General features: G+C 63.7%; 21 protein-coding genes. 7 read left to right on the top strand and 14 right to left on the bottom strand.

Annotation, left to right across the window (positions count from 1 at the left end):
• Positions 1–7: 7 nt before the first annotated feature.
• The 8 genes from proS to RAD10_RS29680 form a co-directional block, all read right to left on the bottom strand.
• Complete coding sequence (gene proS / locus RAD10_RS29715) at positions 8–1,327, bottom strand: proline--tRNA ligase (protein WP_104461511.1); 1,320 nt, start codon at positions 1,325–1,327, stop codon at positions 8–10.
• Between the two features lie 144 nt (positions 1,328–1,471).
• Positions 1,472–3,034 (bottom strand): copper resistance CopC/CopD family protein, encoded by a 1,563-nt coding sequence (locus RAD10_RS29710; protein WP_461620282.1) that lies wholly within the window; start codon positions 3,032–3,034, stop codon positions 1,472–1,474.
• Entirely contained in the window at positions 3,034–3,564 is a 531-nt protein-coding gene (locus RAD10_RS29705) for a YcnI family copper-binding membrane protein (RefSeq protein ID WP_461620281.1), read from the bottom strand. The genes RAD10_RS29710 and RAD10_RS29705 overlap by 1 nt, the downstream gene beginning before the upstream one ends.
• Before the next feature lie 29 nt (positions 3,565–3,593).
• On the bottom strand, positions 3,594–4,130 hold the full coding sequence (locus RAD10_RS29700; RefSeq protein WP_461620280.1) for a copper chaperone PCu(A)C: 537 nt from the start codon (positions 4,128–4,130) through the stop codon (positions 3,594–3,596).
• Positions 4,131–4,159: 29 nt separating this feature from the next.
• Positions 4,160–4,657 (bottom strand): TlpA family protein disulfide reductase, encoded by a 498-nt coding sequence (locus RAD10_RS29695; protein ID WP_461620279.1) that lies wholly within the window; start codon positions 4,655–4,657, stop codon positions 4,160–4,162.
• Entirely contained in the window at positions 4,654–5,865 is a 1,212-nt protein-coding gene (locus RAD10_RS29690; RefSeq protein WP_461620278.1) for a sialidase family protein, read from the bottom strand. Before RAD10_RS29690 ends, RAD10_RS29695 begins: the two co-directional genes overlap by 4 nt.
• A 26-nt stretch (positions 5,866–5,891) precedes the next feature.
• Complete coding sequence (locus RAD10_RS29685) at positions 5,892–8,318, bottom strand: TonB-dependent receptor family protein (protein WP_461620277.1); 2,427 nt, start codon at positions 8,316–8,318, stop codon at positions 5,892–5,894.
• Between the two features lie 94 nt (positions 8,319–8,412).
• The gene (locus RAD10_RS29680) at positions 8,413–8,799 is read right to left on the bottom strand and encodes a DUF2946 domain-containing protein (RefSeq protein WP_461620276.1); all 387 of its coding nucleotides are present in this window, start codon (positions 8,797–8,799) and stop codon (positions 8,413–8,415) included.
• A 469-nt stretch (positions 8,800–9,268) separates the two neighbouring features.
• Here RAD10_RS29680 and RAD10_RS29675 point away from each other — a divergent pair, with 469 nt between their 5' ends.
• From RAD10_RS29675 to RAD10_RS29660, 4 genes are all read left to right on the top strand, one after another.
• Complete coding sequence (locus RAD10_RS29675) at positions 9,269–9,673, top strand: globin (RefSeq protein WP_461620275.1); 405 nt, start codon at positions 9,269–9,271, stop codon at positions 9,671–9,673.
• A gap of 136 nt (positions 9,674–9,809) precedes the next feature.
• A complete protein-coding gene (locus RAD10_RS29670; protein WP_018320172.1) occupies positions 9,810–10,832 on the top strand; it encodes a sugar ABC transporter substrate-binding protein in 1,023 nt (340 codons plus the stop codon).
• Positions 10,833–10,838: 6 nt separating this feature from the next.
• Positions 10,839–12,341: a sugar ABC transporter ATP-binding protein gene (locus RAD10_RS29665; protein WP_461620274.1), complete on the top strand. Its 1,503-nt coding sequence runs from the start codon at positions 10,839–10,841 to the stop codon at positions 12,339–12,341.
• Positions 12,342–12,353: 12 nt separating this feature from the next.
• On the top strand, positions 12,354–13,382 hold the full coding sequence (locus RAD10_RS29660) for an ABC transporter permease (RefSeq protein WP_461620273.1): 1,029 nt from the start codon (positions 12,354–12,356) through the stop codon (positions 13,380–13,382).
• Between the two features lie 272 nt (positions 13,383–13,654).
• Here the strand turns inward: RAD10_RS29660 and RAD10_RS29655 are convergent, their stop codons facing one another.
• From RAD10_RS29655 to RAD10_RS29635, 5 genes are read right to left on the bottom strand one after another with little or no spacing between them, the layout of a single operon-like run.
• Positions 13,655–14,698, bottom strand: coding sequence for an ABC transporter ATP-binding protein (locus tag RAD10_RS29655; protein ID WP_461620272.1), 1,044 nt, complete (start codon positions 14,696–14,698; stop codon positions 13,655–13,657).
• The gene (locus RAD10_RS29650) at positions 14,691–15,671 is read right to left on the bottom strand and encodes an ABC transporter ATP-binding protein (RefSeq protein ID WP_461620271.1); all 981 of its coding nucleotides are present in this window, start codon (positions 15,669–15,671) and stop codon (positions 14,691–14,693) included. Before RAD10_RS29650 ends, RAD10_RS29655 begins: the two co-directional genes overlap by 8 nt.
• Entirely contained in the window at positions 15,668–16,489 is an 822-nt protein-coding gene (locus RAD10_RS29645; RefSeq protein WP_018320167.1) for an ABC transporter permease, read from the bottom strand. The genes RAD10_RS29650 and RAD10_RS29645 overlap by 4 nt, the downstream gene beginning before the upstream one ends.
• Positions 16,486–17,409: an ABC transporter permease gene (locus RAD10_RS29640; protein ID WP_461620355.1), complete on the bottom strand. Its 924-nt coding sequence runs from the start codon at positions 17,407–17,409 to the stop codon at positions 16,486–16,488. Before RAD10_RS29640 ends, RAD10_RS29645 begins: the two co-directional genes overlap by 4 nt.
• A gap of 60 nt (positions 17,410–17,469) precedes the next feature.
• A complete protein-coding gene (locus RAD10_RS29635; RefSeq protein WP_461620270.1) occupies positions 17,470–19,059 on the bottom strand; it encodes an ABC transporter substrate-binding protein in 1,590 nt (529 codons plus the stop codon).
• 271 nt (positions 19,060–19,330) lie between these two features.
• Between RAD10_RS29635 and RAD10_RS29630 the strand changes: the two genes are divergently transcribed.
• Positions 19,331–20,215, top strand: a complete 885-nt coding sequence (locus RAD10_RS29630) for a hypothetical protein (RefSeq protein ID WP_461620269.1) — start codon at positions 19,331–19,333, stop codon at positions 20,213–20,215.
• A gap of 140 nt (positions 20,216–20,355) precedes the next feature.
• Here RAD10_RS29630 and mtnK read toward each other — a convergent pair whose 3' ends face one another.
• Positions 20,356–21,645, bottom strand: a complete 1,290-nt coding sequence (mtnK, locus tag RAD10_RS29625; RefSeq protein ID WP_461620268.1) for an S-methyl-5-thioribose kinase — start codon at positions 21,643–21,645, stop codon at positions 20,356–20,358.
• A 273-nt stretch (positions 21,646–21,918) separates the two neighbouring features.
• Here mtnK and RAD10_RS29620 point away from each other — a divergent pair, with 273 nt between their 5' ends.
• Both RAD10_RS29620 and RAD10_RS29615 read left to right on the top strand, forming a co-directional pair.
• The gene (locus tag RAD10_RS29620) at positions 21,919–22,368 is read left to right on the top strand and encodes a YidB family protein (RefSeq protein WP_461620267.1); all 450 of its coding nucleotides are present in this window, start codon (positions 21,919–21,921) and stop codon (positions 22,366–22,368) included.
• 32 nt (positions 22,369–22,400) lie between these two features.
• Positions 22,401–22,664, top strand: coding sequence for a GlsB/YeaQ/YmgE family stress response membrane protein (locus RAD10_RS29615; RefSeq protein WP_018320158.1), 264 nt, complete (start codon positions 22,401–22,403; stop codon positions 22,662–22,664).
• Positions 22,665–22,680 lie beyond the last annotated feature (16 nt).

Below are 22,680 nucleotides of genomic sequence, written 5' to 3'. Positions count from 1 at the left end.
AAGCTTATCAGCCCACAAGTCTTGCGACCGCGTCCGCAGGCGACATGGTCTCGCGGGAGCCGTCGGCTCGCCGCTTGATCTCGACCTTGCCGTCGGCGAGCCCCTTCGGTCCGATCATGATCTGCCAGGGGATGCCGATCAGGTCGGCGGCGGCGAATTTGGCGCCGGCGCGCTGGTCGGTGTCGTCATAGAGCACGTCGACGCCCTTGGCCGTGAGCTCGGCATAAAGCTTCTCGCAGGCGGCATCGACGGCGGCATCGCCCTGCTTGAGGTTGAGAATCGACACGCGGAACGGCGCAACCGCCTCCGGCCATTTGATGCCGGCATCGTCATGGCAGGCTTCGATGATCGCGCCGAGCAGGCGCGAGACGCCGACGCCGTAGGAACCGCCATGGATCGGCACGTCGACGCCGTCGGGGCCCGCCACCAGGGCCTTCATCGCGTCGGAATATTTGGTGCCGAAATAGAAGATCTGCCCGACCTCGATGCCGCGGGTGTTCACCCGCTTGTCCGCGGGCACTTCCTGCTCGAACCGTGCCGCGTCGTGGACGTCTTCCGTGGCGGCGTAGACCGAGGTCCATTGCTTGATGATCGGCGTCAGGTCGCTGTCGTAATCGACGTCCTCGCCCGGCACCGGCAGGTCCAGCACGTCGCGATTGATGAAGACGCCGGATTCGCCGGTTTCGGCAAGCACGATGAACTCGTGGCTGAGGTCGCCGCCAATCGGGCCGGTCTCCGCGCGCATCGGGATCGCCTTCAGCCCCATCCGCGCAAAGGTCCGCAAATACGCCACGAACATCTTGTTGTAGGCGACGCGCGCCGCGGTTTCGTTGAGATCGAAGGAATAGGCGTCCTTCATCAGGAACTCGCGGCCGCGCATCACGCCGAAACGCGGACGCTGCTCGTCGCGGAATTTCCATTGGATATGATAGAGATTCAGCGGCAGGTTCTTGTAGGACTTCACATAGGCGCGGAAGATCTCGGTGATCATTTCCTCGTTGGTCGGCCCGTACAAGAGCTCGCGCTTGTGGCGGTCGGCGATGCGCAGCATCTCCGGACCGTAGGCGTCGTAGCGGCCGCTCTCGCGCCAGAGGTCGGCAAGCTGGAGCGTCGGCATCAACAGTTCCAGCGCGCCGGAGCGGTCCTGCTCCTCGCGCACGATCTGCTCGATCTTCTTCAGCACGCGAAAGCCGAGCGGCAGCCAGGCATAGATACCGGCCGCCTCCTGCCGGATCATGCCGGCGCGCAGCATCAGCCGATGCGAGACGATCTCCGCCTCTTTCGGATTTTCCTTCAGGATGGGCAGAAAGAACCGCGACAACCGCATGGTAATACTCTGGGAATCAGTGATGGGTTGCAGTGAAACCGGATTGAGAGCGAAAACACAAGACCGGGAATGAGGAAAAGCCGCTAACGCAGCGGAATTCCTGTCATTTTTCCGTCGGACTTCAGGTTCGGCCCGAGCTGCGTCTCACGGCGGCGTGACGTCGAGTTCATCTTCGAGCGTGATCTGCTCGAAGTCGGTCACAAGTGCGTCGATCCGCACGTGCCAGCGGCCGGCAAAGGGCAGCTCGACTTTGCGCACATGCCAAAAACCGTCGGGCCCGAGCGAGGCCCTTCGCTCCATCGGCTCGATGCCGCGCTCTGGCAGGCTCAGGGTCAACGTCGCCTCCTTGGCCGCCAGCGGCGTCCCCTCGCCGGTCATGAGCTGGAGCACGACATCATTGGCCCCCGCCTTGCCTGGCGAGACTAGGACCTGGAACATCGCCTTGTCGCTGTGGATGTGGATTGCCAAAGGCGTCTCCGGCACGATCGTCCGCGGCGGCGGTGTGAAGCGCCAGCCGGCGACCACCGCCAGGATGGCGAGAGCAATCGTACCTTCCAGCACGATCGAGCGCTTGAGCGCGGGCGTCCCTGGCTCGTTCCGGGCCAGAGCCGGAGTCAGCCGGAACCGATTGAGCGCGGCCAGCGCCAGCAATCCCGTGACCAGAACGAGCTTGACCGAGAGGATCAGCCCGTAGCGAGTCTCGACCAGCGCTCCAGGCTTTTCGAGCTGCACGATCGCGAGTGCGAGGCCGGTCAAGGCCAGCACGCCGACCGCGAGCGCAGCAATGCGGGAAAAGCGGTTCACAATCGGGAGCGTCGCCGTGGTCGGCCGCGACACCAGCGCCACGAGCGGCGCGAGAGCACCGATCCAAATGGTGACACCGAGGCCGTGGAGAAAGATTGCAGGCCGGGTCAACGCCTCCGGCGGTGCCGTTGCGGCGTGCCCGGTCATGGCGAGCGACAGACCGACGCCGACCAACGCCATGATCGCAAGAGCACGCGCGTACCACGCACTGCGCAGCGCCATCAACGCGAGTAGCATCGCAAACAGGGCAACCAGCAGCGCAGGGCCGGCGCTGGTCGCGAGCGCGACTTTCCAGGGAGCACCGGTCGCAAGGGCTGCCAGTGGCAGCCCGAGGAGATCGAGGCCCAACGCGCCGACGGACGCCACCGCGCTCGGGAGACCGAGGGCGAGCGCCATGCGCGGGAGAGCCATGCCCGTCACCGACCACGCAACCCAGCGCGCGAAGAACACGCCGCCGACGCCGATGAACAGCCCGACGTAAAGGCCGACGCGCGCCAGCCAGATCAGCGCGTTCAACCCGTTATCCTCAACGGCGGCAGGCTTCGTCGCGGTCGGCATGCCGATCGAGAAGATCACCGAGCCGGCGACAGGATGGCCATCCTGCGAGATCACGCGATAGCTGACGACCGCGGTCCCCTCAGGCAGATCCGCCGGCATCGCGACCAAAATCGTCTCGCCCGACGCGCTGACGCGCGCATCATCCCGCGCCCTGCCACTACCATCGATCAGCCGGATCGCGCCCGGCGTCACTGCCTCGTTGAAACGCAGCTCCACCGCCTTGGGCGCGCTCGCGAGCATGCTGCCGCTCGCCGGCTCGACCGAGACCAGCGCCGCATGCGCCGACGCATCGCTTGCGAAGCCGGCAATGAGGAGCAGCGTCGCAAGCGCGGCTAAGAGGCGCATCAGGGTTTTGGCAACAGTTTCACGCCCGGCGCCGGCGACTTGCCTTCGGACTTGCCCTCATGTGAATGCCCTGCCCCCGCCGCCGGAATTTCGATCCAGCGGCTGACGCCGACCTCGCATTCCTGAACGACGGGGAAGTACAGAACCGTGTTCGGCTTCAGGCTGTCGGTCAAGAACGTGCTGAGAACGAATTCGTCATAGTTCTTGTCCGGCAGCTTGCCGCCGGACCACGCCACCTCCTTGACGCCGGAGGAGAGCTTGTTGCCGTGATAGTCGTATTCCCCGGCATATTTGCCCTCGACGACATCGATGGTCCAGCCGGCCTTCGGCATCGGCTTCACCGCGATCACCCCTTCCGGAATCTGCACCCGGATCTTCACCGTCGGCGAGCCCGCGCAGCCATGCGGCACGGTGAAGACGGCCTTGTAGGACGTACCGACCGTGGCTTGCTTGGTCTCGATCGACACGTGCGCCGCTGCCGGCGAGGCGGCGAGCGCGGCAACCAGGATCAGGCAGGATTGCTTCGACATATCAGGTCTCCCGAGAGTCCAGATCAGTCTCATTTCATCTTCATTCCCGAGTGATCCGGCATTTTCTTCATGTCCATATGACCTGAATGCCCGGCATCGCCAGGCGCCTGCGCGCCGACGCCCTGGACATCGAGGGACACCGCGACCTTGCCGGCCTTCTCGAATTGCAGCGTCACCGGCACCTTGTCGCCCTGCTTGAACGCGCCTTTCAGCTCCTGGAGCATCAAATGATTGCCGCCGGGCGCGAGCTTCACCGTCTTGCCGGGATCGATGGCGAGCCCCTTGTCGAGCGGGCGCATCTTCATCACGCCATTGTCCATCGCCATCTCGTGGATCTCGGCCTTGCCCGCGATGTCGGCGGACACACTGACCAGTCTGTCGGCCGCAGTGCCCTTATTCTCGATGGTCAGATAGCCGCCGGCGACCTTGGCGCCGCCCGGCGTCGCCCGGCTCCAGGCCTGCGAGACGACGAGATCGCCGGCCTTGACGTCGTCGGCGAGCGCCGGTGCTGAGGAGATCGCGAGAGCGAACGCAGCGAGCAGCAGGTTTTTGGAGATTGTCTTCATATCGGTATTCCCTTTGCAGTCTTTTAACTTCAGTGTTTGGAGCGTTGTTGCGCCGACCATTTTTCGAGATCGGCAATTTCAGCCGAGCCTTCGATCGTCGTGATGGTTCCTTCCCGGGAGATCAGCATTGTCCTGGGGATGTCGCCCTGCCAGGCCGGATCGATCTCGAACCGCAAGCGCTCGACAAAGCCGTCGTTGAAGATGAAATTTTCGGTCGACGCCAGACCCGCCTTGTCGAGCATCGATTGCGTGGCGGCCGGCAGGTTCGGCACGAGATCGGCGCTGACCGTGACGACGTCGACGTCAGGATGATCCTTGGCAAACTGCCCGAGCAGCGGCAGCTCGACCTTGCAGGGACCACAGGTCACACCCCAGAAATGCACGAGCACGGGGCGGCCGGCGTGCCCCCTAAGAACGCTTTGCCAGGTGCCGCGTTCGAATGGCTTGAGAGCTGGAGATGCGCCGAACGCAGCCGCCGATGCGATCAGAACCGCAAGACTCGCAATGCCTGCAAATCGAAATCTCATGGTTGGTCCTCGATAGCCGTGAGCCGATAGCCATCCGCCTTCGTCATCCACGACAGGTAGGTCTGCTTGCCGTTGGAGACCAGCAAGGGGTGATCGGACGTGTCGGTCGTGCTCGATATCACCTTCGGCGCCGACCACGTCTCGCCATCGTCGCGGGAGATCGTCATCTGGACCGAGGTCTTTTCGCCATCGAACTCCTTCCAGACCATTACCGTCCCCGCCGCACCCGCGAGCACGAAGGGGCGCGTCGGATTGCGATCCGGCCGCCCCAACGCCATCGGCGAAGAGAACGTGCGGCCTTCGTCGCGCGAGTGGGCGTAGAACAATCCCTTCCGCGCCTTCCCGTTGGTGTACCAGGCGACGTGATAGGTTCCGTTCGGGGCAACGGTGAGGCTCGGCCCGTGGTGCGGACAGGCGTTGATCTGCCAGTCGTCGTTGCTGACCCGGCGGACTTCGCCTGGCGTCGCGACGTCCGTGAAGGTCATCACCGCGTGGTCGCGCACGCCGCCCTCAAAAATGTTCCTGAAGATCACGACCGGCCGCCCGGACGCAGCGAATGCCAGCCCCAACCGGCAGCATTCGCAGGTGCCCTCACGCGCCAGCTTCGCTTCTGCGTAGGTGGTGCCGCCGTCGCTGGACGAAGTGAAGAACAGCCCGGCTCCCTCGTACTTCTGTCCCGCTTCCTTCGCAAAAATGCGATTGCGCTTGTCCAGCCACGCCGCAAATACTGTTCCATCCCGATCGAGCGCCAGCGCCTCGAAACGTTGGCTCTCGTTGCTGGCGGTGATCGGCTTCAGCTCCGCGAAGCTTTTCCCGCCGTCGGCCGAGCGCGTGGTGAGCACCTGACCGTTGAAGGCCTCGTCCCTGAAGGTCGAGAACGCGAGCGCGATGCCCCCCTTGCGGTCGACCACGATCTTCGGCCGCGCATCCGGCCCCCAATCGAGGTTCAGCCGCGTCGTCGTGACCTGGGTGGGCGTCGAGAAACTTCGGCCCGCATCCTGCGAACTTGCGACCGAGACCTGCCCTCCCGCCATCCAGATCAGCCACAGCGTGCCGTCAGGACCGAAGGCAGGCGTCGCCTTGGTCGCACAGCGCAGCGTCGGCTCCTCGCACGCGGCTTCGGACGCGTGCTTGCCGTGCATCTGCCCCAGCGCCGCACCTTGCAGGCATGCGAGAGCGGCTATCGCGAGCAAGCCAGTTCGGATCATGGCCCTATTCCCTTCGAGAGCCCGGATCATTTGAAGGCCACCTTCATACCTGCAACGAACGTGCGCGGCGAGCCCGCATAGATCGACCCCGTCGTGTTTGCCAGCACGCTCGCAGAATTTTGAAGGCCGGCACCCGTAACCGTATTGGAGATGTTGTTTGCCGAAGCGACGTAGGTACGGTCGAACACATTCCTGACTTCGAGAAACAAGTTCAGGGATCTGAAGGTGTCGGACACCAGGTCGGTCTTGTAGTGGACGTTCACATTGACCAGCTCGTAGCCCGGCGCTTTCAGCAGATTCGCGTTGTCCATGTAGAAAGAGTCCTTCCACTGGACCTCGACGAAGCCCCCGAGGCCTGCCAGCGGCCCGGCGAACTCGTCATAGCCAATTCGAGCCGTCAGCTCGTTGGGCGAGATACCGGGAATTTTGTTGCCGGCACGGTTGAAGCTGAACACGGCGCCATTGGTGATGTTCTCGACATATTCGGTGTAGACCTCGTCGAGATAGGTGTAGGCGACCATGAACCGCCAGCCCGGATGGAACTTCCAGTCGGCGGCAAGTTCGATGCCGCGGTGCTCCGATCGCGGCGCGTTGAACATATAGGTCGCGTTGCTCGCGCTCGGATTGCTGGCGGCCTGACTGACCAGCTCATTCCGGAAGAACTCGTAGAATGCCGTTGCACTCAGCTTGACCGCATTGCTTGGCGTCCAATCGAAGCCGAGATCATATCCGACGTTGGTTTGCGTCTGGAGCTGAGTGTTGTTGCCGAAATCACCGTTCGGTAGAACAAACAGATTCGACACCTGCGGCGTTCCATATCCGGCCGCTACCCGTCCGCGAAACTGCCATTCTTGATTGAGTCTGTAGAGCAGTGCCAATTCGGGAGCCGTATTCTCGATCCTGCGATCGACGGTGGTGGGCGTCGGTATCGTCGCGACCGGAACGTTGAACGTGTTGTATTTGTAGAGGGTATTGACGCCCTTCAGAACGGTGGTTTCCCACCCAATTCCGGCTATCGCGGTCAAGTCAGGAGTGAGCTTCAGCTCCTCCCTCGCCCGTATCCCGTAGTTGGATGTATCGCTGAAGGTGTTGGCCGAGATCAGTCCCAACGTGGCGTTTCCGCCCGGCATGACGTTGCGCGTATCGCTCGACGCCACGAGTGTATTGTACCAGGCGCCGACCAATGTGGTGGATTCCATGCCGAAGATTTCACCGCGCTTCGTGATGTCGCTCATATAGTTGTACGAGGGGAAATCGCCGATAGAGCTGGCCGCGCCGGTCGGCTGGCTGATGTTCCTGTCGTCGAAGACGAACTGGTTCCGCCAAGTCATCGTGTTGTCGAAGTCGTGCTCCCATCGTGCTCCGACAATGGTTCGTCGATCGGTGCGCCCGAGACCTGCTTGCGTCGCCGTCTCGGTGTCTCTGTCGGCAGCGACGCCTGTTCTTGCGTTGAAGCCGTTGTTGAAAAGAGACACGGTGGGACATCCGGCCGCCGCCGTCGTACCGGTCGTACACCCCTGCTGGAAAGGATTGGTGTAGAATTGGTTCAGCGACTGCCGAAGCGGCAGCCGCGCACTGAGATCGTTGTTGATGATCTTGACCGTGAAGCGGTCGTCCGGCGTCGCCTTGAGTGTGCCGAGGAAGTTGACGGTCTGCGTATTGAACCAGCTATTGCCGATATAGCCGTCGCCTCTTGTGTCGCTCACGAACAGCGAGCCCTCGAAATTCCCGACCTTCTTGCCGGCCGCCAGGTAATTGTTGAGGTAGCCGTAGCTGCCGCCGTCCACGCCGTATTCGACGCCGTCGATCGTTCCGCCGGGCCGTGTGCGAAAATTGAGCGCGCCGCCGGTCGCGTAGTTGCCGTAGAGCGCCGACGAGGGGCCGCGGATCACGTCGATCGCGCCATAGGCGTGGGGGTCGATCAAGTCGCTGCGCGACAGGCCGTCCGGCTGCGTCACGGGGAAGCCGTCCTCGAAGATCACGAGATTGCGGATAGCGAAACCGTTCCGGGCGTTGGATCCGCGAATCGAGATGCCGAAATCGCGCGGGCCATTACCCTGCTTGATCGAAATGCCCGGGCTGTCCCGCAAGACGTCGGCGACCGAAAACGACGGGCGATTGTCGAACTGGCTACGATCGATGGTCGTCGCGGTCTGGCCGACCGGCGCCTGATTGAGACCGGCCCGCACTGCGCCGGCGGACATCGTGTTGTTCTGCCCCTGGGCGCCATCGGTCGCGATCGGCGCGACCGGCCTCGCTGCGCGCGCCGCCGAAGCGGAACGCAGCCGCGCTGGCCGGGTGATTGGCTTGGGACGGGCCGTCCTGGGCGCCTCGACCGTCACTGCGGGAATCGCTTCCGGGGCAGCCTGGGCAAGCGCGTCTGAACCGATCGGGGACACCAGCCCGAAAAGCACGGGCAAGCCCGCACGCCCGATCGCACGAATGCGTAACATCTCTTAATTCCTGACATCCGGCACCACGGCCGGTCCATTGAGCACGCCGTCGGCACAGCAACGGCGCGCGCCAACGGTTCGGTTTGTCGTGACGTCAGGAAAATTGAGGTGGGGCGCGGGCCTGAGCGCTCGAACCCCTGGGAGCGGCGATGGCGGACGCATCCGCCGGCTGCCACACCACGCGCGCGGCATGGCGGAAGGGAATCGAGAGTGCCGCGTGCGCCGGCGAATCGAGCGACGCGCCCGCTTGGGCCAAGCAACACAGGGCGCACGCGCCCGCATGCGCGGTCGGGGTGCCCGTCCGATCGTCGAGGCCGCCCTGCTCGCTCGCGCTGTGGCAGATGACGCCGGCGGACAGCGGATCGGCCACGGCCCGGCCGGTCGCCCAGCACGCGGCGATCGGCGCCAGCACCTGCATCACCAGGGCGAGCAGGACCAGGGGTAGAAATTTCTGTAGCCGCGCGCGCATCCGCCGAACCATTCGTTCGTCTGCCAACTAAACACCGCACCGGGCCTAAGTCGAGATCAGTTCCGCCGCCTTCTTGGCCCAGCGCAAATTTGTCGGAAAAGCGTGGTCGGACGACCTCACCATGGGCTCGGGGTCCGGCATTTGAGCCAAATCAAACGGCCCGACATCCACAGATTTCTTATATTTGTCATATACTTGCGGGGCCAAAAGCCCGATCATTTCGTCTATTGCTCGAATTTTGAACATTCGTTGCCGAAAATGATGACAAGTGAGAAAAGTTGATCTAGCATCCCCCTTGCTCAGGCTGGCCGTGAGGTCGAAGTCTGGTGGTCCAAGTCTCGGGAGGAGCCCCTGACGCGCAAAACGCAGCGTCGCCCCGTCAATCAAGAGCAAATCTTAGAATCGGGGATAATAGGGTCGACACAATTTTTGAGCGGGGCCAGGGCCCCGCTCTTTTTTTGTCCGCATGGCACTTTCGCCGATGAATATGTCCTCCAATCCGGTCGAACTCAGCTTTGAACTCGCGGCCTCGCGCTGCGCGGATCTCACGCCCATCGTCTACCAGCGCCTGTTCGACGAGCATCCCGAAACACAGGCGATGTTCCGCTCGGAGGGCGGCGACCTCGTGAAGGGATCGATGCTCGCGCTGACGATCGAGGCGATTCTCGATTTCGCCGGGATGCGTCGTGGGCATTTCCGGCTGATTGCCTGCGAGGTTGCCTCGCACGACGCCTATGGCACGTCGCGCCAGCTGTTCGCCGCCTTCTTCACCATCATCAGGGATACGCTGCGCGATCTGCTCGGCGATGAATGGTCGATCGAGATCGCGCGAGCCTGGGACACATTGCTCGTCGACATCGACGCACTCACCGGCACGACGGCCTGACGCTTTGCGCTGCACCACGCGGCGTACTGCGATGGCGTGTGATTGCAGATTGAGTGGCATCAACTCTTGTGAGACACTTTCGACATCGGTTGCGCAACCAATGACGCGCCGACGATAAAATTTATGGGAGCGAGCGATGTCCGGGACGAAAGATTTCTCGACGACGAGGCGCGATCTTCTTCAGGCGGCTGCGACCGCCGGCGCCGGAGCTGCCCTCCTCGGCAGCATGGGCATAAACCCCGCATTGGCCGCCGAGGTCGGGCGAAGCGAGAAGCCGCTGAAGGCGGCGTTCTCCAATGCGGGCCTGCAGGCCACATGGTGCGCGCAAGGAAAGCAAGCCGCCGAATTCTGGGGCAAGCTGTTCAACGTCGAAGTCACCTGGTTCGACGGCCAGCTCGACGCCGTGAAGCAGCGCGCGGCGATCGACAACATGGCCTCGCAGAAATGGGACTTCGTCGCGATCCAGGCCTTCGGCATCGGCACCCTCACCCAGCCCGTGCAGAAGATGATCGACGCCGGCACGCCCGTGATCGACATGGACACGCTGATCGCGCCGCTCGACCAGATCAACGTCCACTCCTTCCTCGCCCCCGACAACGAGTTCATGGGCGCCTCGGTGACCCAGGCGCTGTGCAACGCGATGGGCGGCAAGGGCAAGATCATCATGACGCAGGGCGCGCTCGGCCACACCGGCGCGCAAGGGCGCGCAAAGGGCTTCACCAACACGGTGAAGCAATTCCCCGGGATCGAGGTGCTGGACACCCAGCCGGCCGACTGGGACGTCTCCAAGACCGCGCGCCTCTGGGAAACATATCTGACCAAGTATCCGCAGATCGACGCGGCGTTCTTCCACAATGACGACATGGCACTCGCCGCTGCCAACATCATGAAGGCGCGGGGCCGCACCAACATCCTGATCGGCGGCGTCGATGCCATGCCGCCGGCGATCCAGGCGGTGAGCGAAGGCCGCATGTTCGCGACCGTCCGCAATCCGTCCTGCCGCATCCATGGCGGCGCGATCATCGCGGGCGTCTCTGCGGTCGTCGGCGGCGAGAAGAGCGGCCAGGGCATTCCCAAGAACGTCGTCACCGACGGCCCGGTCGTGACCAAGGCCAACGCTGCCGGGATGCAGTGGATGCAGGATCACTTCCTGATCTGAGCCTCCATGCCCGAGGTGCGTTCGCCCATCCTTGAACTGCAGGGCATCACGAAGAGCTTCGGCGGCGTCGAAGCGCTTCGTGGTGTCGACTTCGCACTCCATCCCGGCGAGATCCACGGTCTCGTCGGCGAGAACGGGGCTGGAAAAAGCACGCTGATGAAGATCATCGCCGGCGTGCACACCGAATTCTCCGGCCGCTTCCTGATCGACGGGAAGGAGACGCATTTCCGCTCGGCGCGCGATGCGCACGCCGCCGGCATTGCCATGGTGCATCAGGAGCTCAGCGTCGCGCCTGATCTCACGGTCGCCGAGAACGTCTTCCTGGGCAACCAGCCAACCAACGGCCTTGGCCTCGTGCAGTGGCGGCGCATGGCGCGCGAGGCCGGCGAGCAGCTTGCCCGCTTCGGCATCGACGTTGATCCGATGAGCAGGCTGGGTGATTTGCCCATCGGGCTGCAGCAGCTGATCGAGATCGCGCGCGTGCTGTTCTCCGGCGCCCGCATGGTCATCCTGGACGAGCCGACCTCAGCCCTCTCCCCGCCCGAGGTCGAGCGCCTGTTCGCGACGCTGCGGCGGCTACGTGAAGAAGGCACCAGCATCGTCTTCATCTCGCATTTCATCGAGGACATTCTGCGCGTGTCCGACACGGTGACTGTGTTCCGCAACGGGCGGAAGGTCGCCGAGACCGCAAGCGCCGCCACCAGCAAGGGCGCGCTGATCGAGGCCATGATCGGCCGCGGCGGCGAGGCGCTCGAGCACAGCTACACCGACGACCTGATGCTGCCGCAGCCGAGCGACAGTTCGGTGGTCCTGAAAGTGGACCAGCTATCGCTGGCGCGCAGCCTGAAGGACATTTCCTTCGAGGCCCGCGCCGGCGAGGTGCTCGGCATCTACGGCTTCATGGGCTGCGGCCAGCAGGAGCTCTCGCGAATCCTGTTCGGCAAGCTGAAGCCTGATAGCGGCGCGCTTCTCGTCGAGGGTAAGCCAAAAACCTTTGCCAGCACGGCAGCGGCGCGACGCGCCGGCGTGGCGCTGGTGCCCGAGAGCCGCCGCGACATGCTGTTTCACCAGGAGCCGGTCTACAAGAACATCTCGATCAGCATTTTGGACCGCATCTCGTCTTTGCTGCTCAAGCCGGCGCAAGAGCGCGATATCGCCCAGCGCCAGGTCGAGCAATTGCAGATCCGGCCGCCGGTGGTCGGCCTCGATCTCGGCATGCTCTCCGGCGGCAACCAGCAGAAGGTGGCGCTGGCAAAATGGCTGACCTATCCGCCGAAGCTCCTGGTGCTGTGCGAGCCGACCCGCGGCATGGACGTCGGCGCCAAGAACGACGTCATCAACATCGTCCGCGACCTCCGCGCCAAGGGGCTTGCGATCATCGTGCTGTCGACCGAGCCGGAAACAGTGCTGTCGCTGGCCGACCGCATCCTCGTGCTCAAGCGCGGCGCACTGGTGCGGGAATTCAGGAACGAGCCGGTCAGCAAGGACCGCCTGCTGGAAGCGGCGTGACGGAGAAGCACAATGGCGAGCAGTGAGACGGCTTTGGCGGCGGGGCAGCGGGCGCGCGGGCTCGCGCCCTTCCTGCGCTCGCAGATGCGCAACATCGCGCCGTTCCTCACCCTGATCTTCCTGTCCGGCTTCTTCGCCTTTGCCAGCCCGTCCTTCGCGACGCTCGACAATCTCGGCAACATCCTCACGCAAGTGTCGGTCACGGGCATCATCGCGGTCGGCCTCACCTTCGTGATCCTCTGCGCCGAGATCGACCTCTCGATCGCCAGCATCGCCAACGTCACGGGCATCGCGGTCGCCTACTTCACGGTGCAGGAATCCTACGTCAACATCGCCAACATCCCTCTGCCCGGCGCGGTCGCGATCATCCTGTCGATCCTGCTCTGCGCGCTACTCGGCCTCGTCAATGCGCTGGGGCTGACCGTGATCGGCATCCCCTCCTTCATCATGACGCTGGCGATGATGCAGATCGCGGCCGGCATCTCGGCGCTGCTGGTGCGCGGCCAGATCGCCTACAAGGTGCCGAGCCTGATCACCACGCTCGGCTCAGGCTCGATCGGCGGCATCCCCTGGCTCGTCATCATCGCCGCGCTGATGCTGCTCGGCGGCCATCTGGTGCTGACCTACACGCGCTTCGGCCGCTACGTCTACATGGTCGGTGGCAACCGCGAGGCAGCCGAATATTCCGGCCTCAACGTCAAGCTCATCCTCGGCGCCGTCATGGTGATCTCGGCGGTGTGCTCGGGCATCGGCGGCATGCTCGGCGTCGCCCATTTCGGCAGCGCGCAGCAGAACGAGTTCGACACCTATCTGCTCGACTCCATCGCCGCCGTCGTGGTCGGCGGCACCAGCCTGTTCGGCGGCCGCGGCGGCATCGGCAACACCATCGTCGGCCTTTTCGTTCTCGGCGTTCTCAATAACGGCCTCGACCACGTCAACATCGACAGCTTCCTGAAGATCCTGATCCGCGGCCTGATCCTGCTGGCGGCGCTGGTCATCAACGTCTATGCGCAGCGGCTGAGGGAAAAGGCGGCGGACTAGACAGCCCTCAAAACAAAAACTGCGAAAACAACCCCATGCACAGTAGAAACTGTAAGGAAATTCAGCTGCTTATCGAAGCCGCAAGTGCGTGAGCCCACCGCACCGGAATTTGACCCGTCGGGCAAAACAGAAGCAGAAGCAACAATGACCCCGTCATCCCTAAGGTGCGGAGCAGGCGATGCGAAAGCATCGCATGCGGAGCCTCGAAGGATGAACGGCCACGCTGCCAGCTGGGCCGTCGCCCTTCGAGGGCCGCTGAAGAAGCGGCCACCTCAGGGTGACGGTGATGGAGCGAGGCTCGCTGCGCCGATCTCATCGGCCCGCCAGCACCTCACGGCATGTCCATCGGCTCGCGTCTCCAGCGACGGCCCGGGCTCGTGCCGGCACACCGCCTCCGCATGACGGCATCTTGGGCTGAAGGCGCATCCATTTGGCGGATTGAGCGGATTGGGAAGATCACCGCCTGTGGTCGCCAGCGGGGCATGGTGCAAGGGATCGGGGATGGCGGCGATCAGGGCTTGCGTATAGGGGTGCGCCGGGCGTTCGAAAATCTCGCGCCAGTGGCCGTTCTCGACGATGCGGCCGAGATACATCACCGCGACGCGGTCGCTCATGTGCTCGACGACGCCGAGGTCGTGGCTGATCATGATGTAGGACAGGCCGAGCGTGTCCTTCAGTTCCAGCAGCAGGTTGATGATCTGGGCGCGGATCGAAACGTCGAGCGCCGACACGGGCTCGTCGCAGATGACGATTTTGGGGTTGAGGATCAGCGCGCGGGCAATGCCGATGCGCTGGCGCTGACCGCCGGAGAATTCATGCGGGTAGCGGCCTGACTGTTCGGGCCGCAAGCCGACATGCCGCAGCATGGTCGCGACGCGATCCTCGATCTCGCTTTTCGCGGTGACGCCGTGCACCCGCAGGGGATCTTCCAGCGTGCGACGAACGGTCTGACGCGGATTGAGCGAGGCGTAAGGATCCTGAAACACCATCTGCACGGTGCGCGCCAACGCCTTCCGATCGCCGGATTGCCTGCTCCTCACGACCTGCCCGTCCAGCACGATGCGGCCCCGCGTCGGCGTCAGCAGGCCCAGGATCGACAATGCGACCGTCGACTTGCCGGAGCCGGACTCGCCGACGAGGCCGAGGCATTCGCCGCGTTTCAGCTTGAGATCGACGCCATCGACGGCCCGGAGCATCCGCTTGCCGCGGCCCAGCAGGCCGCCGCCGAGCGGAAAGTGAACCGCGAGATCCTCGACGCTGAGGATGAGGTCATCGTCCGGTCTTCGGTCACCCAGCATGTTTTGCGGCTCATGCATGGTGATGACACCTGACCAGACCGCCCGCCGCCAGCAGATCCGTCTCCGGCGCGATGGTCCGGCAAATATCGGTCGCCTGCGCGCAGCGCGGATTGAACCGGCACCCCTCAGGGAAATTCGTGATGGCCGGGACGACGCCCGCGATCTCCTTGAGCCTGGTGCGGCCGAGCGCAGCGCGGCTGCCGAGCCGCGGCAGCGAGGCGACCAGGCCTTGCGTATAGGGGTGCGAGGGCGAGCGGAAGATATCGGCCGAACCGCGCTCCTCGACGATGCGGCCGGCATACATCACGGCGACGCGGCGGCAGACGTTCGCGACCAGGCCGAGATCATGGCTGATCATCAGGATGGCCGTTCCACGCTCGGCGCACAAATTCCGCATCAGCTCGATGATCTCGGCCTGCACGGTCACGTCGAGCGCCGTGGTCGGCTCGTCGGCGATCAGGAGATCCGGACCGCAGGCGAGCGCGATGGCGATCATCACGCGCTGGCGCATGCCGCCGGAGAGCTGATGCGGGTAATCGTTGACGCGGCGCTCAGGCGCGGGAACGCGGACGCTCGCCAGCGCCTCCACCGCCAGCCGGCTCGCTTCCCGCCAGCTCTTGCCCTTGTGCAGCACGAACATCTCGGCGATCTGCCGGCCCACGGGCGAGACCGGGTTCAGCGCCGTCATCGGCTCCTGGAAGATCATGGCAATGCGGTTGCCGCGCAACTCCCGCTGCCTGGCGGCGGAGAGGTGCTGGATCTCCTGTCCCTCGAACCGGATGACGCCGCCGCCGATCGAGAGCGGCGGCCGCAACAGCCCGATCAAGGCGAGCGCCGTGATGCTCTTGCCGCAACCGGACTCGCCGACGAGGCCGAACGTCTCGCCGCGTGAGATGCGGAACGAAACGCCCTCGGCCGCCGCGACGCGCCTCGATCCGTCGTCGAGATCGATGCGCAAATCCTCAACCTCGATCAGCGGCGCGCCGGTCATGTCCGCCGGCTCCGCGATTGGGGATCGAGAATGTCGCGCAGGCCATCGCCGAGCAGGTTGAGGCCAAGCACCGTCAGGAAGATGGCAAGCCCCGGAAACACCGAGAGCCACGGCGCCGTCGTGATCTGCTCACGGGCTTCAGACAGCATGCTGCCCCAGCTGGGAAACGGCGGTCGGACGCCGAGGCCGAGGAACGACAATGCGGCTTCGGACAAGACCGCGCTGCCCATGCCCAGCGTGCCGATGACGATGATGGGGCCCAGCATGTTCGGCAGCAGCTGCGTGATCATGATGCGCAGATCGCCGTAGCCGAGCACGGTCGCAGCCTGCACATAGCCCTGGCTCCTCAGCGACAGCGCCGAGGCCCGCGCGATCCGGCACGTAAAGGACCAGTTGGTCAGCCCGAGTGCGATCAACAGGCTGGTCAGGCCGGGGCCGAGCACCGCCATGATCGCCAGCGCGAAGATCAGCGAGGGGATCGCGAGCATGAGATTGGTCAGGGCGTTGACGACATCGTCCCACCAGCCGCCAAAATAGCCGGCGCTCAGCCCCAAGGCCACGCCGATGACGCTGTTGATGAGCTGAGAGATGATACCGACCGTCAGCGAGACCCGCGCGCCATACACGACGCGAGAATAGATGTCGCGCCCCTGGTCGTCGGTCCCGAACCACCAAGTCCAGCTCGGGGGCTCCTCCGCATTCATCAAATTGGCGTCCATGACGGGATCGGTGTGCGCCAGCCAGGGCGCGAGCAAACCGACCAGGATCGCCAGCGCGAACAACACCCCACCGATGACGAGATTGGCGCGGAGCTTCATGCGTATCTGATCCTGGGATCGATCACGCCGTAGAGCACGTCGATCAGCAGATTGATCGCCAGAAAGGCCAGCACCACCACGAGAATGGAGCCCTGGACCGCCGGAATGTCGCGCTGCAAGACACTGTCGACCAGCAATGAGCCGATCCCCGGCCACGAGAACAGCTTCTCGACCACGACCGCCTGCCCCATCAGCGCGCCGAATTGCAGGCCGACGGTGGTGAGAATGATGACGAGGGCGTTGCGCATAACATGCCACTTCACCACCCGCGTCTCGCTCATGCCCTTGGAGCGCGCGGTGCGGACGAAATCGGCGGTCATGATCTCGAGGACCGCGGCGCGCGTCGTCCGCGCAAACAGCGCCATCGGCGAGACGCCGAGGGTCACCGCCGGCAGAAGCAGATATTTCAGTCCGCCGTCGCCATAGCCGAAACTCGGCAGCCAGCCGAGCTTCAACGCGAACAGGTACATCAGAACCAGTCCGAGCCAGAATTTCGCGATGGAAAGGCCCGATACCGCGACGACCATGGCAAGCGTATCGACGATTCCGCCCGGTCGAAGTGCTGCGATGAAGCCAAGCGGCACACCGATCACGACCGAGAATGCCATGGCTGCGAAGATCAGTTGCAGGGTCGGCCAAGCCCGCTTGGCGATCATGGTCGTGACAGGCTCATGGGTCCGGAACGAGGTGCCGAAATCACCGGTCGCGAGCTTGGCAATGTAGACGCCGAAACGCACGTAAACGGGATCGTCGAGGCCGAGCTGCTTCTTCATGCGCAGCTCGACCTGCGGATCGCTGTCGTCGCTCATGGAGGAGACGATGCTGCCGGGAACCACGCTGAACAGCACGAAGACCAGCAGCACGACGGCAAGCACGGTCGGAATGGTCTGCAGCAGGCGACGGAACAGGAAGGAGAGCATCGGCACTTTTCCTCTCTCCCTCCATCGTCTGTGGCGACGGAGGGAGCGCGAGAGCGCATGTCACTTCGCGGGCGAGGTCTCGTCGACCCAGAGGTCTTCGACGTTCTGATGGGTCAGCTCCGTCGCGTTGAGCTGAATCCCCTTGAGCCATGGCTGCACGGCCATGACCGCCTTGTTGTAGTTGAAGAACCAGACCGGTGCCTCCTCATAGAGCAGCGCATTGGCCTTTTGCAGCAATTGGGCGCGCTTTGCTGGGTCGTCGGCCTGCCCGGCCTCGTCGACGAGCTTGTCGAAATCGGCGTTCTTGAAGATCATGTAGTTGCAGGCTGGCTGCGGCGTCGACGAGTGGAAGCATTTGAGGGCCGCCTGCGGATCCGGACCGCTCGCCTGCGAATAGATGAAGGCCTGGTAGTCGCCGGTGCGAACCACCTCCGCCAGCACCGCGGTCTCGACCTGCTTGACCTTCGCCTTGATGCCGACCTTGTCCAGCATCGGAATCACGGCCGAGACGATCGGCAAGCCCCAGCTCTCGTTCTGGCTGGTGGTCCATTCGAACTCGAAGCCGTTGGGATAGCCGGCCTCGTTAAGCAACTGCTTGGCCTTCGCGGGATCGTAAGCGTACGGCTTCATCGCCTTGTCGTAAGCGGGCGAGGTCAGCGGCAGCCAGCTGGTGGCGCGATAGGCCTTGCCCTTGACCAGTTTGTTGATGATCAGGTCGGTATCGATCGCGTAGTTGATCGCCTGTCTCACGCGCTTGTCGGCAAACGGCTTGAATGATGGATTCATGCCCATGTAGCGCGTGAAGACCTCGGCGACCTCGACGATGGTGCCCTTGAGGTTGGCGTCGGACTGGTAGGCCACATATTGCGCGGGCCCGAGCACCGAGGTGTCGACCTCCTTGTTGCGGAAGGCGACATCGCGGGCCGCGGCCTCGCCCATGATCGACACGACGATCTTGTCGGCGTAGGGCTTGCCGGGCTTGTAGAACCGGTCCCACCGTTCCAGAACGATGCGCGATCCCGGCACATGCTCGACGAATTTGAAGGGCCCGAGACCGATCGGCTTCTGGATAAAACTCTCCTTGGCACCCTCGTCGGCGGGATAGATCGAGGTCAGCGCGGTGAAGAAGTAGAAGCCGGGATCGACCTTCTCGGTCAGCTTCATCTCAACGGTGAAATCGTCGATCTTCTTCAGCCCGGAGATTTCCTTGGCCTGTCCCTTCTCGACCGCAGCCGCGCCCTCGATCACGCGGACATACCGGGCGCCGGGATAGGCCTTGCTGCCGTCCATGATGCGGGTATAGGACCAGATGACGTCGTCGGCCGTCATTTTGCGGCCATTGTGGAAATAGGCGTCATCGCGCAGCTTGAAGGTGTGAACGAGGCCCCCGCCAGATACGACGTCCTCCTTGGCAAGCTCCAGGACCGGCTTTCCTTCCGCGGAATTCCAGATGTAGAGCGAACGATGCAGGGCCTTGGCGTAGATCTCGTCCTGGGCGCGCTGCGTGGTGTGAATGTCGAGGCTGGTGAAACTCGAGCCATAGGGCGCCGTCATGCGGATGGTTCCGCCCTTGCGCGGCGTCTGGGCCTCCGCAGATCCGGCGAGCGCCAGTCCCAAGCCCGCGACGATCGCCATCATCCTGAACATCATGTGTGTCCCCACCAGCGCAGGTATTCCGATCAGGGATTTGATCATTCGTAGCCCGTCGAATGCAAGCTTCGTTTTTGATGGAGACCAATGTCAGTTCCGGACGGCGGCTCTTCGATGGAGGACCCGGAAGTAAGGTTGCATCCGCCCGGCGATGCAAGCCGTCGATTGACGCGGTGCGTCATCGGGCGACCAGGGATAGTGAACATTTTTCGTGATCGACGCGACCAAGCTCAGGATCGTCATCTGGCCCCCAAGGGATCTCGCGCAAAAAATGCCCCGCCGAACGCTAGGTATCCTGCTCGCCGGCAGTCTGGTCGCCGCGACAGCGGCGATGGCGATCCCCGTCACGCCGGACCCTGCCCGCGACGGCCCGACGAAAAACATTCAAATCAATTGGTCCCACACCAAGCGGTCAAACGGATTTGTCGACGATACATGGTGGGCGACCAGGGACCGTTGCGCCCCGGTCTATCTTGGCGAGCGCCTGCTCTGCGACACTGTCGGGCTTCTGACACAAGCCACGAGCCGGACATTCGAGGCCAAAATGTCCGACGACATGGGCCTGCCGCTGGTCGACCATTGGGCCCTGATGACCGCGAAGAATTCGCCCTTCATGAGGTCGGCTCACGTCGAGACGCCGCTCGGTCTCGAGGCCGTGCTCGGCTTCTATCGCGCTGCACTCGAAAAGCGCGGCTGGACCGAGAACGACGGTGCGGTCGTCGAGCCAGACAGGGCCGTCGTCGCCTTTACGACGTCAGATGGGCCGGCGCTGCTCCGGCTTGTCCGTCAGGACAACAAAACGATCGCCGACCTTGCGCTGCGCAAGCCGTTGGCCGCCACGGCCAAAATCCGGCCGGCGCCGGGACAAGTGATGTTGTTGCTCGGCAACAAGACGGATAATGCGGCGGACATCACCGTCAACGAGCGAACCATCAGACTGGCGGCTCACGCCGGAGAGGAGCTGATCGATTTTGACGCCGCCGCGGATGAGTTGCCTGATAGCCAGAAGATCGATCTGCCGCCGGGCACGTACAAGGTCACCCTCAAGCTCAAAGGCAGCGCGGCGCAGAAGCGGGAGTTCGAAGTCGCGGCCAACGAGACCTGGGGTCTGCTGGTCGGCCCCGAAGGCGCGCCGCTACCGATGCGGATGTATTGAGGGCATCCATCTCTCCCCTCGTCATTGCGAGCGCAGCAAAGCAATCCAGAATGCCTCCGCGTCGGCAGTCTGGATTGCTTCGTCGCAAGGGCTCCTCGCAATGACAGAGCATGGAGTGCGCTCCTTGCAAGACGCGTTCGTTAGCCGGACAATTCCGGCATCCAGTCCCGCAGTTTTCGCGCAGCACCCGTAACGTCGGCGATCGTCCGAAACGTCCCCGTCTCCACCATCATCGCCCGTGCGAGCCGCACCGCGCGGGCTTCGCTGACGGCGCGCTTCTTCGGGTCCTCGATCAGCTCGAAATCGATGTTGTGGGCGAGGCCGAAGATACGGCGGATGGTCTTTGCGGCCGCGAAGCCGACCGTGTCGGCGAACAGGCGCTGCATGTACGCTTGGCGCTCGGCCTCCAAACGCGCGGCGCCCTGCGCGCCGGCAAAGAGTGAGACCGGATAGGCGTCGCCGGTGCCTTTCTCCCGCCAGAGGTCGAGGAATTTTCGGGCGAACTCGCTCCAGACCTTTTCGACCGTCTCCAGCACCCAGGCCTCGAATGCGGTCCGCTCGCCCGTCGCACGCTCGTGGCCGGCGGAGGCGAAATAGGCCATCAAGAGGTTGGCCAGCACGGCGCCGACGTCGAACCCCATCGGACCATAGAATGCAAATTCCGGATCGATCACCCGCGTCTGTTTGTCCGTCACCATGATCGAGCCGGTGTGGAGGTCACCATGGAGCAGCGCCTCGGGGCTTGCCATGAATTTCAGCTTCAGCCGGGAGATCGCAACATGCAGCTCCATGTCATCACGCAGGCTGGCCGCGAGCGCATCGAGATGCGGCGCAGTCCAGCGGTTCTGTTCGGCGATGCGGTAGGGATCGGTGAAGATCAGATCCTCGGTGATCTTGCAGAGCGCGTGGTTGCCGGCGAACGCGGCGATGCCCTCCTTCTTCTCGGCCGCGGACAGCGCGAGGTCGGAGGTGAAGAACAGCGTTCGCGCCATGAAGGTGGTGATGTCACCGACGAAGCCTGGATATTGCGTTCCCGCAACCAGCCCCTTGCGCATGATGATGTGGGGTTCGAGCAGCTCCATCACCGTCAGCGCCAGGGCCTCGTTGTGATGCAGCAAAGCCGGCACGAGGCCGGGCGCGAGCTGGGCTTGCCGGGACAGAGCCAGATATTCGTAATGGGCCCGCGACAGCGGCAGCGGCCAGCTCTCGCCGACGAGGCGGACATAAGGCAGCGCCTGCTTGACGGCGACGCCGCCGCCCGCGCCCTTCATGATGAAGACGAGATTGAGATTGCCGTCGCCGACCTCGGTGATCTCCCAGGAGGCCGGCTCGCCGCCCAGGAGTGCGGCGATATCAGGAAGGCCTGCCAGATAATCCCGCAGCGCCGCTTCATGCAGAATTCGATAGTCCCCCGCCCGGTCCCCGGTCATGACGATCCCACCCATGCTTGGCATGGCCTGGTCGCAACTCCCGCTTCTGGGAAGCTTGGGCGATCCCGGCCATTCTTTTGGTCGGATCGTAAACGCAATCAAGGCGGTCCGCCACCTGTGTCGCTGGCGCACGTCGGGACCAGTTGCATGCAAAGTCCTTAGTGTCGGACGACCAGGCCGGGGCGCGCGGTCGCGAGCCGGCGATTTGTCGATTTTTGGAACACAAGCGGGCTGAGACAGTTTTGCGTTTCTGAGATTTTAAAGGAGTTACCGATGAGCCGCGGGATGCCTTCCATGACTGCCCTTCTAGCGATGCTGGCCATGGCCGGCTATCAGAACCGCGACAAGCTGGCTGAGCTGCTGAAAGGTGCGACCGGCGGCTCGTCCGCGGGCGGTCAGCAGCCGCCCGGGGGAGCGCTCGGCAATCTGGGCGGCATGCTCGGCGCAGGCGGGATCGGGGGTCTGCTCAATGGCGGCCTTGGCGAGCTCCTGGAGCGGTTCAACCAGAACGGCCAGGGTGACGTCGCCGATTCATGGGTCAAGCCCGGGCCCAACAAGGAGATCTCGTCGCCTGAGCTGAGGAATGCGATCGGCACCGACGTTCTGGAGAAGCTCGAACAGCAGACGGGGCTCTCGCAAGACGAGATCCTCACAAGGCTATCGCGGGAATTGCCCTCGGCGGTCGACAAATACACGCCGGATGGACGTCTGCCTGAGGCATAGCTGTTGCCGCTTAACCTGGAAGAGGTGTGGAAATGGGTCTTCTCTGGACAATCATCATCGGCTTCGTCGCCGGCGTGATCGCCAAGTTCATCATGCCTGGCGACAACGAGCCGTCCGGCTTCATCCTGACGACCATCCTCGGGATCGTCGGCGCCTTCGTTGCGACTTACCTCGGGCAGGCGCTCGGCTGGTATCGTGCCGAAGAAGGTGCGGGACTGATCGGTGCGGTCGTCGGCGCGATCATCGTGCTGTTCGTCTACGGGCTCTTCGCCGGCCGACAACGCCGAGCGATCTAGATTCCGCGCGTGAGCG

Source organism: Bradyrhizobium sp. 23AC (genome assembly GCF_054863025.1).
Note: the sequence above shows the minus strand (reverse complement) of the source record. Positions and strands in the feature narration are given on the sequence as shown.